Here is a 12,762-nt window from a genome sequence, read left to right on the forward strand (position 1 = left end):
CCCCGTCATGGGATGCCTCTGTGCCGTAGGTTATTTAACGTTATTAAATATTTCAATGGCTTTTTCGTTGTGCGTTTCTAATATGAATTTCCCTCTAATAGGCCAATCCTCCATTAATGGATCGAAACTTTTGACGGCTTTTTTAATTTTTGCATTAGACTCATATTCATATAATTTAACAACATCCTTACCTATATCGAAGATAACTCCATCCTTCGCTCCAATCATCTGATACATAGGCTTTTTCTCTTTGTCTACAAAATCTTTCTCATCCGAAGACATACCACTACTGATATCTTCCCCAGAGTTATTGAAAGCTTCGATAAACTTATCCATGGTCAAGTCATCGGTTTCATTAGACGATGAACACCCCGAGAAGACCAGCAGCAGACAAACGATTAATAAACCACTCCAAAACTTTTTCATTTTAGCCCCCATAGGTAATATTTACAAACAATATACCAAATAAGGGAAGGGAGGGTCTATCATTTTTTGCGAGCTTTCGGCTGATCCTTTTTCTCCTTGTCGATCCGGACGGAGATCATGCCATAGATTGCTGCACGCTCCCGAAGGCTCAGGGCCATCAGCTCATGCGGCATTATATGCAGTTCATGGAGGGCGTAGTAGGCAAAATTCGCCTCACCATCGCCCTCGTTAATTAGTTTTTTACTTCATCCACCAGTTCATTCATGTCTTGGTCATACCCATTCAGCGCATTGACATGCTCCATCAGGGCCGTAAACTCGCCAGGCAGTAGCATCTTGCGTAGTAGTGCTTCTGCCCCTCGAACCCCGTAGGACTTCTGCAACTCGGCGTCCTTTAGGTTGGGGTAAACCACTGAAGCGCCGACCATCTTGGCAAGATATTCATTGGAATCAAATTCAGGGGTATACACACCATTACGACCCTTTACCTTCTTCATGGCGGCTTTCCGCAGCTCCTGGTTCTCATCCTCAGTGATGCTGCGCAGTTTCCAGGGGATGGCTTTGCCCTCTTTATCCTTGAAGCGCTTCGATACCACAAAATCCTCTGTAGTCTCGATGGCAGCCGTCTGTGCAAAAAATGCTGAAAATTCACTCATTCTATGTTTCCTCCTGAAATTTAGTTTTGACTTGCGGGTGCAGCAAACGCTTGGCCCATATCAACGCCCTCGAAGGTAAAATCGATATCTTCTTCTAGGGCATCTGACTCAGTGTCCAAAGAGACCATAACCACACTGTCCAGATTGACGCCCAGCAGTGTGATCGTCTGTAGGCCAATCGTAGAGTTGGGGTCCTCATTCGTAATGGTCACATCAAAATCCGTATCTTTACCGGAACTCATGTAATCCAGCATCAACTGGCGGAATCGGCTGGTCACATAATAGATCGTCATACTGCCGGTACCATTCCAGCCGATGGCCTTGTGCTGCGTCCCCCGGCGGCCCAGCGTCTTCACATCTGCCTTCTCTTTCTCCACGGAGGCCTCTAGTGTCTTGATATAGAACATTTCCTCGACCTGGCCGTTAATCGTGGCGTAAGCCCGGCCTTCTTGCCCGGAGATTGTATCACTGGCTTTCAAAAATGCCATATCAGACCACTCTCACTTTCATGTATATTTTTTCGATAGAATCCACCGGCTGGATATTCGCCTCGACATAGATGGCGTCTGAATCGATCCCCGGCAATACAGTAATATCCGCCTGCGAATCAAAATTCTGGATGGCATCAATTTCCTGTAAGGCCGTCAAATACACAACAATTTCCTTCCGGAACAGTGCCCGGCCGTCGGTGTTGTTGGACACCTTGCCGATGTATGACGTCTCGAAGATCCGCTTCAGGTCGTTGGCGATGCCGTCCAAGACACGGATCACCCGGTTTTTGTGGAACGACTTATTCTTCGATGGCGAGAAGGACAGGAAAGTATTGATATCCTGCTCCACAACAGCACGGTTGCCGGATGGAGTGAAGATGAACTCTCCCGCATTCAATGCCGCCTCGATCTGGCTATTGGTGAAGCGCGGTGCCACATCCACCGCATCGTCATAGGCCGCATAGGTCAGTGACTCATTCATCTCTGCACCAGCGGTTGCTCCCGCTACCCATGCAGTAGCCTGCACCGCCGTCAAGATCGTGCCGTCTGACAGGACCACGCCGTTACGGACGCTGATCACGCCTTCGCTGTCTGCGGCAGGATAATTCTCCATCACGGCCTGCACCTTCTTGCCTTCATTCTCCCGTAGCCTGCGGATGAAGGCAGCATATACGGCCTTCAGGGCGTTGTCCGTAGCCGGAAGCGCCACGGTCTGGAAGTCGAACAGCTCCAGTGCAGCCAGGAAGGCCGTATGGTCGGCGTTCGTTACAGTGCCATTGGCCCCGCCGATCAGAGGTGCACCGGCTGAAGCTGTCAGGGCGCCCGAACCGCTCCAAGTCACCCAGTCATTAGCCACCAGCCCCGCAATGTTGCTGACCACCTGAGTATCCACCACAGCACCGTCCAGCAGTGTCTTGACATCAAACTTGGTGCTATCGTCTAGGTTGGTCTGCACCACCACCGTCAGGGCGTTGCCCCGCAGGCCGCCATGCTTGGCCGTGGCCGTCAGTGCGCCAGCGGTCACCGCTGCCTTAGTGCCCTCGTTGAGCTTGTACAGCAGCACGGTCTGTGCCCGCTTCAGCGCTTCCCGGACCAACAGCAGCTCCGGCGCGGTCAGGTCATAGCCCAGCCGGGTCAGTGTGTCCTCGCCGGCTACAATCGGCGTAATCACCTTTGCCGCGCCCCAGGGGAGCGACAGCGCAATTGCCGTTACGCCCCGGCTACCAGCTGCGCCCAGCGTACCGCCGGATGATTCGACATTGATATATACGCCCGGTCTGACTTTGTTTTGAAGTGTCCATGTTCCTCCGGCCATCTATTCCGCCTCCTTGTTTTTAAAATCCTCAATAACCTGCTGCGCTTCTGAGGCTGTATACAGCCGGCCATCCTCCAACAGCGCGCCCAGCACATCCTTGTCCTGGTGCGAGTACTTGGCTGATGCCAGGAACTGCTCTTTCACAAATGTTCCCTGTGTCTCCTCTACTACTGGGGCGCTCTGTGTGCTTGTCGCCTTCACATCTGCAAGCTGCTTTCCGTTGCCTTCCTTCACTTAATCCCGCTCCTTTCAGTCATTGTCTGCATTTTAATTTCCGGTTCCCGCTCCCGAAGGATATGGAAATTGTATTGAACGAAGAAATGCAGCACCCCGTCCACGATCTCATGACGCATTCCTGTCCCCCGGTACCCGCCCTCAGCGCCCCTGATGTACTCAATCTCTGAATACAACCGCTCCGCCATCAGCTCACAGTCTTCACGCGGAGCGGCGGCGGCTCGATCCGGGAAGTAATGAACATCAAAGGGGTGGAACCGCTTATAACGCCGGTTAACCTCCCTCACCTGGCTGGACTCCATTAGCAGCACAAAAAAGCACGGCTGCTGCATGCCCTGCTCCACGGATTCGTCATATACCGGCAGTTCCGGCAGAAATAACGACAGCCTCTTGATGAGTGCGTTCTTGATATCCTGCATACTCACCGCCCCATATGCTTCTCAATGTATTTTTTGAGCTTCTTCTCCATGATGCCCGGCAGCTCCCGCTCCAACTCTTCCTCGGATAAGGTCAGCATAAACTTCCCATTGACCCAGCCGGTGCGCAGCCGCGTGACATGGCCATACTCCACATACAGTGCATACTCCACGTTATTGACGATCTCCACATGGACCCCGCCGCCGGGAAGCCGGACCACCTGGCCAATCTGCCACCCTCGCCGCAGGTCTCCGGTCCGCACCGGTGTCCGGGCTATCGCCTTAGCCAGCAGCCGTCCAGCCAACTCCCGGATGCACTCCTCCATAAAGGCCGGGAACTCCTTCTGCATCCGCTGGAGGTTCTTCTGCAGCTTCTTGGCATCGGAAAAATCGAAGCTTCCCAGCCCGCTCATGCGTTCTTCACTTCTCTCAGTTTGATTTCCTGATGGGTCGCATACCGGAACGGCTTACCCGCTTGTTCTCCCTTAAACTCCATGCCGTTCTGCAACACCGTTATCCGGCTGCCGGGCTTGACGACCACATCCGGGGAGATGAATAGCTTGGCGTCATAATTGATCTGATCTGCCGTCACCGTCTGAGTGGCTGCGGGCAAAGAGGACTGTGACAGAGCGCACGGTTCGTCAATCAGAACAGGAACGGGCTGCTGCCGCGTCTTGCCCGTTACCGAGTCTTTGACATTCTGCATCTCGAAAACGGCACACAACCCTTCATAGGTGCTCTCTATGGCTGCCCGCTCGGCGGGGATATTCCCAAAGCTAGGCATATTACCACCTCATCCTGCGGAAGGCGACCAGCTGGGCCTCGTAGTTCCGGACGAATGCAGCTCCAGAGCCTACGGTAACTACCGCCTTGCTCCCGCCGAACGCTGTAGTCACATCCCCGCGCTTGATGCTAGTCACCACCGGTGCCGTTTGCTCAAACTCTGTCGGGTACTTAGCCCGATAGAAGTCCTCCGCGATCTGCAGCACCACCGTGTCAAGCTCTCGCGGAATTGAAGCAATATTGCAAAAGGTCTTAATAGCCTGAACGATAGACTCCAGAGCAAACGTGAGCTGGAAGTCCTTCGTCACGCTCTCAATCGGGATGCCCAGCAACACCTTGAGCTTCGGCAGATATTTAAGATGCTCCTCCACCAGCCTCACCTGCTTTCAGGATCAAAGCCAGCACATCCTCCCGCTTGGACGCTTCGCCCAGATCAATGCTATTTTCCTTGGCATAGGCTTTCAGCTCCGGTAGCTTCATTTCAGCAACCGGTACCACCTCAGGCGTTTCATCTTCCAGGAAGGTGACGTACTGCTCTAACCGGGGGAATTCCTTCTCGGTCACGCTGAAGGACTCTCCCTGTTGGTAGAGTTGGCCATTATGCCGAATTGGTATTTCCTTGACTTCCACTTTCACAATGTTTCCTCCTCTGCTCAGGAAAATTTTCCTTAAGGGCGGCGAACCGCCCCATAATTAAAGTACTGTTGCCTGGAAGACTTCATCAGCTGCTGGGAACGATGGCAGCGCCGTGGCTACGGCCTTGGTCCAGGTGCTTACCGGGTCCTTGCCGTCTTCGTACACCATAGCCAGCACGTTGCCTACTTTGCTGGTGTCGATCTGCGGATCACGGGCCAGGCGGATCTCCTCGGCTGTTGGGCCGTAGATGGTTTCACCCAGCGGACCAGCCGGCAACATTACGAATTTATTCTGCGGGAAGTAGCGAAGCTGCTCATACGTACCATCGGCCTTCTGTTTCTTGTACACTTCTTCATAGGTGGCGATGGTAGGAAGTTCAAGCTGGGTCATGAAGGCGTTCAGATCGGTGCGCGTAGCTACACGTGCGGAATTATTGCCAAATAAAGCCCCAATCACTTTCGGATTCCGGAGCAGAGCGGCCAGTGCAGCGGCAGAAGTCAATGCGCGCTTAGGCTTCGTCCCCATGGTGGCATACCAGTCCATCAATTGCGTGATGGGATCACTGTCGGGATCGCTCCACAAATCAGATCCGGACAAGACTTGTTTGTGGTTCGCTGGCACCTTGTAATCCAGTGTCAGGTTCAGACCATTCTCGTTCAGCGTCACCGTACCATTAGAGGCAGCTTCCATCCGCATAAGCTCCACTCGGGCACGAACGCCTGCCGTCAGAGCATCCACATCGTTATACACCTGCTTCATGAGGTACTGCTGTTCTGCAGATGTACGTGGATTCTCCAAGGCAATGATGTCTTTCTCCTTCATTTGGCGTTTCCGTTTGATCAGCGCCAGCTCCATCGCTTGCTTGGAACCCTCGCGGCTGTCAATCTCAGCTTCAGTATCAAACGCATGTACACTGGCAATAACGGGAACCATACCCGCGCCTTTGATCTGATCAAACTCCAAAGAATCCCGCTTAACCTCCGGGAACAAGGTTTCACCCAGCAATGCCGGGTACTGCCGATTGCCCAGATAATTCAGAATCTCGGGCTGGCTGAACAACTCTAATACATTTGCCATAATTGATAAGCTCCTTCCGCGCGATTATACGCTTTGTTTGAATTTGATATCCGACTTGGCCGCCAGGGACGTCTTGGCTGCAGCAGCCAGAGCCATCGGCAAACGGGCTTCCAGAATCCAGGCATCCACCAGCACTGCGCCCGGCTGCGGGCCTTCGGTTACATCCGTATCCGTGAACACGATACCAACGGCCGTGGCATCATTCGCCGGGTAAGGCGTGCCGGCTTTGACGATCTTACGGCCTTGCGCATTCGCGGTTACCCCCGCGTCACTGATCTGATAGGTGTAGCTGACGTATTTCGCACTTGCCAGGAAGTTAATATCCTCGGCCTTATCGTAATTTTTAACGTATACCATTCGTTTTCTCTCCTCTCTGATTTAACCCCATGGGTTATTAGCGGCAGCCGGCGCTTTGCCTGATTCATTGGCCGCCTTGGCGAAGTCTGCGGCAACACTGGCTCCGCCTTCACCTTTAGATTGATCCTTGCCATCAGGCGACTTGAAGCCCTTGAAGGTCGGCCCTTTGGCTTGCTGTTTTTCCGCAAACAAAAAGCCCTTGCTCTCGCGCAGGGCCTTCACTTGGTCGTCCAGCCCGCCCTTGACGGCTCCGCTGTCGTCCAGTTCAATCTTGGTCTTGTCCAGGAGTCCAGCAACGATATCCGGGTCGTGCGCCTCACCGGCCAGCGCCAGCTTGAGCGCCGTGGTCAGCTGCAGATCCTTCACCTTGGCTTCATAGTCCGTCTTAACCGTCTTATTTTCGTCCTGCAGCTTCGTGATCTGGTCCTTCAGCGCCTGGTTATCACCGGCAGACTTCTTTACCTCTTCTAGCTGACCAGATGCTTTGTCGCGGTCTTGCTCAGCCTGCTTCTTCGCCTCGTTTACCTCATCGAACCGGGCCTTGGGAACAAAACCCTTCAGTTCGTCCGCTGAAGCAGCCGCTGCCTTTGTCGCCTGATCCTCTGTCAATCCAATCGCAATAAACTGTTCTTTATTCATTCAGGATTCCTCCGTTTCATCTTCGCTTTTTACCCGGTCGCGTCCGGTGATGTCTTGTTCTTTAACGTCTGCAATACCAAAAAGACGGCATGAAAAAAGCACCTCCATGTTTTGGAGAGTGCTTCAGACACCATATTTTTGCTTAATCAATACCCACTTCATTCCTTCTTCACGGGCCAGGCGCCGCTGTTCAACCGAATTCGCATCCAGGACGCCTACCGGATACTTTGGCAGCTGATCCTTTTTTATCATGTATTCGTAGTTGACCTCGTTAATCTCATTTACAAAATCATCGAATCGCTCTCCTAACCGTTCACGTTGAGGAGCAAGAAGCGTTTCAATTTCCTGACGGTTTTCCTCCTTGGATATCAAGAAGATCACTCCTTGGTATAAATTAATCCCTCCAACAGCAAAACCAACTGTTCCATAGTTAAATGCTTATCGTCGTACCCGTGAATGGCCTGCTCGATGGTAAGTTGATCCAGATAAGCTTTAGAGGCCTGATTAAGCAAAGAATCGATCTCTGCTTCACTGAGTTGAATAGGTGCTGTTCGACCCATTACATAGAGGTTACCCAAATCTACAGCTCTCAGCTGTTTAATGCCATGCCTGATAAAGGCGTGCACATCATCGCTACTGAATGACCCGCCCAATTCTCCATCATTTGAAGGGTGGTTGTGGGTAACGATACTTCCTTTGAGCTGCTCGGGCTTGAGTTTCGTAATATCGACGGCTGCCTTCTCGCCCTTCATATGAAGAACTTCGCCCTTTTCTGTAAGTATGACAGCGTGTTCTTCAGGCGCCTTACGAATTACCTGTTCTGCATCCTTCACGTATTCACGGACCAGCTCCGGCTTGGACAAATCAATATTACCCAGCTTGCGCGGAATGTCCGGCTGCAGCTTGGGCAGATCCATCTTACTGAGATTAATCAGCGGTGGGGCGGTCTTTCCGGTTTCATCATACCATTTCTCCGGCTCTGGGGTATATGCAGATTTTGCGGGTACTGGAATATCAGGCGTTTTAGGCAATGGAATACTGGTCGGAGCAGGAATAGCAGGAACTGGCACATCAGGTGCTTGATCCTTTGGAATCGGTACACCCTTATCCGGCCCGCCTGGCATCATAATCGTAGGCAGCGGCGTCTCTGGCTGCTTCCTGTCCGGCGTTTCCGCTGTAACCGATTCGGCCGCTTCAGGAGCATACTTCTTCTCCCACTCGGGATAATCGATGTCCTCCGGCACCTTGTATGTCTTGCCGTCATCGTCCCTGGCCACCCGCTCCTTGATATTATCATCGTAGTGCGGGATCGTTGTAGAGCGGCAGTACACGTGCATTGGCGGGAAGTTGACGCCCGGCTGGGCATCCGAGACATCAAACACCTTGCCATCCAGGTCCCGGCAGGTCGGGGAGGTTCGTTTGTCCAGCGTTGCGGTGTAACGGTACTGCTCCACGCCCAACTCCCGGAAACCGGCAAGGCTGGCCTGGCCCGCAAAGTAAGCGGACTCCGTCAGGATCAGCCGCTCCGCAGCCCGGTACGATACGCCCAGCCGGTCCTGCAGCTGCTTGATCATCTGCTTGGAGGTCTTCCCGCTGATCAGCCCCTGCGTAAAGATGTTCCGCAGCTCTCCGTTCAGCCGGACCCGATCCGCCCAGATCCGGCTGCTGAAATTACTGCCGTCTGGTGCCCAAGGAGCGGATAGAATGGCTTCAAGCTGCCGCTTGTCCATCTTGGCGAAGGAAGCTCCTATGCCGATCCCCTTCTCCAGCTCAAAGATGCTGCGATAATATCCATCCTTGTAGACGTTGCCCAGCAGCCCCGTGGTTCCAGTCAGGCGCTTCGCAGACATTTCCTCAATGTGCTGCCTCATCTGCAGTTGGATCGACTCCAGCCGGGTCACACGCACCCGAATACTGGCATTCTCCAACTCCTTCATCCAGCGCTGGTCGATGGCGTTCTCTTTGCCTCGGGCAATGTAATCCTCGACGCTCCATTTGAATTCCTTCAGTTCGCCGGCTTTTAGAACCCGCTTCGCCTCGGACAGACTGACCAGGCCGTTATTATCAGCAAATCGCTGATAGAAGTTATTGACGTCTGTCTGAATGGCTATCTGCGCCTTCCGGAACTCCTTCTGCATTGCCTTCGTAAAAGGGACGCCCTTATTCAGCAGGGATTCATTCAGCTGTTCCATTCTCCCGGTCCAGTAGGCTGCTGACTTCATTTGGGATCAACTTCTTCCGGTGGCTTAGGATTATTGGAGGGCAGGCCGTAATCGTCCATCTTATCCAGCGTCGCCTGCTCCTCTGCCTCAATCCGCTTCAATTCCTCCTTGGTGTCGGTGACCCATGGATGGTTGGCCACAATCGTCTCCCTGGAGATCACCCCGGTGCTGTTACTGGCGTCTGTGATGGCCTCGGACTCGTTAATCAACACATCCCGGTTAAAGATGAAGGTCACCGGTTCCTCTGAATAATCCTTGCCCATGGCAGCCAGGTGCGTGTCGATGAACCACAACAGCTGCTTAAGGCCTGACTGAAGCTCACTTTCCAAGTCGTTGCAATCCAGATCCAGATCCTGATACAAGGATCGGAGGGCCACTCCAGAGGGAGCGCTGGCAAATTTATCGGATTGAGTATCGACCCCGCGTCCAAACTCGAATATATCCTTGCGGGTCATGTCCATGTGATTGCGATAGGCTTCCGTATCCAGATCAAGGCTGATGGTGTCTACTCCACCGTCCCCGTCCACAAATGCCACACGGAAGCGGGAAATGTTCTCGCGGAACTCACCGCCGCCCTGGCCACTGTAATTCTTCACCACGTAGATACTGTTCGGCAGATCCTCCAGGTTGTTGCTGTTGGCGGATTTCTGCTTGTCGTAGTCATCGACCTGCTTCTTGATCAGCTCAATCAGCGGTTGCTCCTCGGAATTGTATTTGAAGCATACAAACGGCACCCGCTCCCAGTTGAGTGCCTTTTCGCCGGTGCCCTCAATTACAGCAAGGTGATTCCGCTGTTCCAGCAGCCGCAGCTTGCCAGCCTCTTCCTCATAGATTCGCAAGCCGTCCAGATCCCACCACTCCACGCGCTTGACGGTCTGCTTTTTCTTGGCCACATAGCCCTCAATCTCATAGGCCCGGATAAAAGCGGCCAGCTCTGTATGTGCTGCGTCCTTCCAGATCGGCAAGCATTCCTCCGGATTCAGCTTCATGAAAGCCAGCTCGCCAGTCTCGGTATAATACGGATGCAGCCAGGCCTTGCCGCAGTTGACGGCATCTTTGCCCAAATTCTTGAATAAGCGCTTAAAGTCATCATCGAAGAACAATTCCAGCTCATCCTGATAAGACGGCAGCTCTGTCTTTGGCAGGAGCGGCTTGGAAAGCAAGTAGCCTGCCTTCTGATCCACGAGCTTCCGAACAAACCCGTGTGGAATCCGGTTATCCGCCAGATTATCCGCAGCGACCAGCCTGCCCTCTGCATCAATCGTTTTCCGGCGCTGATCAAGAATGTCATTTTTAAGCCGGTAGTAGCGTTTGCCAATCAGCATCTGCTTGCGCTCATCGGACCGCTCCCAGTCGCTGACTTCGGCCTGAATGATCTCTTCCAGCGTCATGGGTGCATTGGCATCCAGGTTCTCCAGTATCTCCTGTAGGGTCTCCATCAGTCCCCCTCCCTTCCTGTTATTTCTTGAACGACACGCCGGAACGGTCCATGTCGCCTTCTAAGGCGTAGCGGCATTGGTCAATGCTATGATTGTCCTTCTCCTCCAGCTTGGCGCGTGGATTGCCATCCGCGTCCACTTGGTAATCAATATCCTCGAACTCCTTGGCCGTGTGGGGCGTCCGCTTCGGATCTATCACGATTTCTTCCAGATCATCCAGCCACTTCTCGCCATACTCCACGCTGCCTGGACCCTTCTTGGCTCCGCGAATCCGGATGCCGTGGGTCTTCATTTCATCAATGGACTTCGGCTCGGCAGAATCGGCTGTAGAGATCACATCGTGATATTTCCGCGTCTTGATCCACTCGGCAAGTTCCCGGTTACTGATCTTCACACCGTACCGCTCATCCAAGGCGTACAAGCGACGGCGCGTCTTATCGTAGTGCCAGCGGCCGAAGGATACCGGGTCCACACCATAGCCCCAGTCGATGCCCTGCCTAATGTTATCAAAGCTCTTGATCTCATCGTCCGTGATGGTGCGGAAGATCAAATTATCGAACGGCACAACCCCGCTGCCGATAGCTTCTCCGCGATATTCCCACTTGTACCGTAAGGACAGGCCGTCCTTGTCGATCTTCCCCTTGGTTTTGGCCTCTTCGGCCTCCTCCAGGAAAGCCTTGGACAAATGCGGGTTGTCCAGGTACGTGGAGTGATGCACGTAGGTATTCGCCTGTTTAAACTGGGACTCATATTTCTTGTTGGTCCAGTTCTGCTTACGCTTCGGCGGGTTGTAGCTATAGTAAAAGGCGTAAAAAAGACCATCGGGCAGCTCTGCACGAAGCACAGAGTTTTCGATGGTCGTAACCTCTTCTTCCGTTTTAAACTCGGCCAGCTCCTCGATCCACATAATCGCAATCGGGAACTTGCTGACCTTAATCGACTTCAGCTTCAGCGGGTCGTCAGCCCCTCGGAAAATAATCCGATTCCCACGGGGCAGATAGATCAGCTGGAGTGGAGATTTCAGCACACGCCAATAAGCCGACACGCCCAGGATCTCAATGGCCTCCTTGAGCTGCTCGAATACCGATTCCTCCAGCGTGCGGGCAACCTTCCGGATGACCAGCGCTGTAACCGGGTACTTCATCACATCCTTGATGACCTTCAAGCCGATATGGGTTGACTTGGCCGATCCGCGCCCGCCCTTCAGCACATGCCGCAGGTAGCGGTGCGAATTGGACGCCCGCCAGAAGGATTGAAACTGCGGTGTAACGATCTCGGACAGCTTAATCTGATTCATCGGAGCCATCCCCAATATCGTCAATGATCTGAACGCCCATGGTCCCGTCAATCTGCTGCCGGTCCACCCACATCCCGTACCGCTTGCCCAGCAGCTCCGCCGCCTTGATCCGGTCCGCGCCGTTCAGATCCTTCTTGACCAGGCGCTGCTCCCCCATGCCAAGGCCAAGCGGGAATTGCTCCTGCTCCTCACCTCGAAGCACGCCAGTTAGGAACTCCAGCACCTCGTCCTGCTTGGCAATCCGCTTAGCATCCTTCTCCGCGATCCGCTCATCAATGTATAGCCGAATATGGGGCTTCTGGAGGTTTTCGTGACCTATGTCCGGCGCTGTCTTGCGGCTGTATCCGGCAAGGCGGGCCGACTCCGTTGCATTGCCGGTCTCGATAAAATAATCGGCGAAACGCTTCTGTTTTTCGGTTAATTTCATGGCATTTCACCCACCCTCTTTCTTCTTGAAATACGAAAAAGCCCGATCAAATGACCGGACTTCAAACAGAATATATGTTGACGTAGGTAAACTAATATGCTATAATGTATATATAAGGAGGTGATAATGATGAAGAAACGAAGTGAAAGACGGAAAGAGGAAAGGGACAACAAAATCAAATCGGTGACTGCAATCATCGGCTTGATCGTCCAAATCCTCACCCTCATCAAACTACTGCTCAAGTAGTGAAACCCGAAACCTCGGCCCCGCAAGGGGCCAGGCGGTAGGGGATGAATAACAAGGGCCGTCTTTCCTTCAGTATAACATAATTATAATATAAGGAGCGAT

18 protein-coding genes are annotated in these 12,762 nt (G+C 53.0%); all 18 read right to left on the bottom strand.

Annotated elements, in window-relative coordinates; all coding sequences use genetic code 11:
- Positions 1–30: 30 nt before the first annotated feature.
- On the bottom strand, positions 31–426 hold the full coding sequence (locus NST04_RS33635; protein WP_341188157.1) for a hypothetical protein: 396 nt from the start codon (positions 424–426) through the stop codon (positions 31–33).
- Between the two features lie 232 nt (positions 427–658).
- Complete coding sequence (locus NST04_RS33640; RefSeq protein ID WP_341188158.1) at positions 659–1,081, bottom strand: phage tail assembly chaperone; 423 nt, start codon at positions 1,079–1,081, stop codon at positions 659–661.
- A 20-nt stretch (positions 1,082–1,101) separates the two neighbouring features.
- The gene (locus NST04_RS33645) at positions 1,102–1,569 is read right to left on the bottom strand and encodes a phage tail tube protein (protein ID WP_341188159.1); all 468 of its coding nucleotides are present in this window, start codon (positions 1,567–1,569) and stop codon (positions 1,102–1,104) included.
- A gap of 1 nt (position 1,570) precedes the next feature.
- Positions 1,571–2,887: a phage tail sheath family protein gene (locus NST04_RS33650; protein ID WP_341188160.1), complete on the bottom strand. Its 1,317-nt coding sequence runs from the start codon at positions 2,885–2,887 to the stop codon at positions 1,571–1,573.
- The gene (locus NST04_RS33655; RefSeq protein WP_341188161.1) at positions 2,888–3,121 is read right to left on the bottom strand and encodes a hypothetical protein; all 234 of its coding nucleotides are present in this window, start codon (positions 3,119–3,121) and stop codon (positions 2,888–2,890) included.
- Positions 3,118–3,540 (bottom strand): phage tail terminator family protein, encoded by a 423-nt coding sequence (locus NST04_RS33660; protein ID WP_341188162.1) that lies wholly within the window; start codon positions 3,538–3,540, stop codon positions 3,118–3,120. The genes NST04_RS33655 and NST04_RS33660 overlap by 4 nt, the downstream gene beginning before the upstream one ends.
- Positions 3,541–3,542: 2 nt before the next feature.
- Positions 3,543–3,950: an HK97 gp10 family phage protein gene (locus NST04_RS33665; RefSeq protein WP_341188163.1), complete on the bottom strand. Its 408-nt coding sequence runs from the start codon at positions 3,948–3,950 to the stop codon at positions 3,543–3,545.
- On the bottom strand, positions 3,947–4,321 hold the full coding sequence (locus NST04_RS33670) for a hypothetical protein (protein WP_341188164.1): 375 nt from the start codon (positions 4,319–4,321) through the stop codon (positions 3,947–3,949). Before NST04_RS33670 ends, NST04_RS33665 begins: the two co-directional genes overlap by 4 nt.
- Before the next feature lies 1 nt (position 4,322).
- Entirely contained in the window at positions 4,323–4,691 is a 369-nt protein-coding gene (locus tag NST04_RS33675) for a hypothetical protein (RefSeq protein WP_341188165.1), read from the bottom strand.
- Complete coding sequence (locus tag NST04_RS33680; protein ID WP_341188166.1) at positions 4,675–4,956, bottom strand: hypothetical protein; 282 nt, start codon at positions 4,954–4,956, stop codon at positions 4,675–4,677. The genes NST04_RS33675 and NST04_RS33680 overlap by 17 nt, the downstream gene beginning before the upstream one ends.
- A 57-nt stretch (positions 4,957–5,013) precedes the next feature.
- A complete protein-coding gene (locus NST04_RS33685; protein WP_341188167.1) occupies positions 5,014–6,033 on the bottom strand; it encodes a major capsid protein in 1,020 nt (339 codons plus the stop codon).
- Between the two features lie 24 nt (positions 6,034–6,057).
- On the bottom strand, positions 6,058–6,390 hold the full coding sequence (locus NST04_RS33690; RefSeq protein ID WP_341188168.1) for a hypothetical protein: 333 nt from the start codon (positions 6,388–6,390) through the stop codon (positions 6,058–6,060).
- A 21-nt stretch (positions 6,391–6,411) separates the two neighbouring features.
- Positions 6,412–7,029, bottom strand: coding sequence for a phage scaffolding protein (locus tag NST04_RS33695; RefSeq protein WP_341188169.1), 618 nt, complete (start codon positions 7,027–7,029; stop codon positions 6,412–6,414).
- 123 nt (positions 7,030–7,152) lie between these two features.
- Positions 7,153–7,401, bottom strand: a complete 249-nt coding sequence (locus tag NST04_RS33700) for a hypothetical protein (protein ID WP_341188170.1) — start codon at positions 7,399–7,401, stop codon at positions 7,153–7,155.
- 5 nt (positions 7,402–7,406) lie between these two features.
- Positions 7,407–9,251, bottom strand: a complete 1,845-nt coding sequence (locus NST04_RS33705; protein ID WP_341188171.1) for a minor capsid protein — start codon at positions 9,249–9,251, stop codon at positions 7,407–7,409.
- The gene (locus NST04_RS33710) at positions 9,248–10,690 is read right to left on the bottom strand and encodes a phage portal protein (protein WP_341188172.1); all 1,443 of its coding nucleotides are present in this window, start codon (positions 10,688–10,690) and stop codon (positions 9,248–9,250) included. Before NST04_RS33710 ends, NST04_RS33705 begins: the two co-directional genes overlap by 4 nt.
- 19 nt (positions 10,691–10,709) lie before the next feature.
- On the bottom strand, positions 10,710–11,987 hold the full coding sequence (locus tag NST04_RS33715; protein ID WP_341188173.1) for a PBSX family phage terminase large subunit: 1,278 nt from the start codon (positions 11,985–11,987) through the stop codon (positions 10,710–10,712).
- Positions 11,974–12,414 carry a terminase small subunit gene (locus tag NST04_RS33720; protein ID WP_341188174.1) on the bottom strand — a complete coding sequence of 147 codons (441 nt, stop codon included), beginning with the start codon at positions 12,412–12,414 and terminating at the stop codon, positions 11,974–11,976. The genes NST04_RS33715 and NST04_RS33720 overlap by 14 nt, the downstream gene beginning before the upstream one ends.
- Between the last annotated feature and the right edge of the window lie 348 nt (positions 12,415–12,762).

It is taken from the genome of Paenibacillus sp. FSL H7-0756 (genome assembly GCF_038006765.1).
Lineage (GTDB): Bacteria > Bacillota > Bacilli > Paenibacillales > Paenibacillaceae > Paenibacillus_AQ.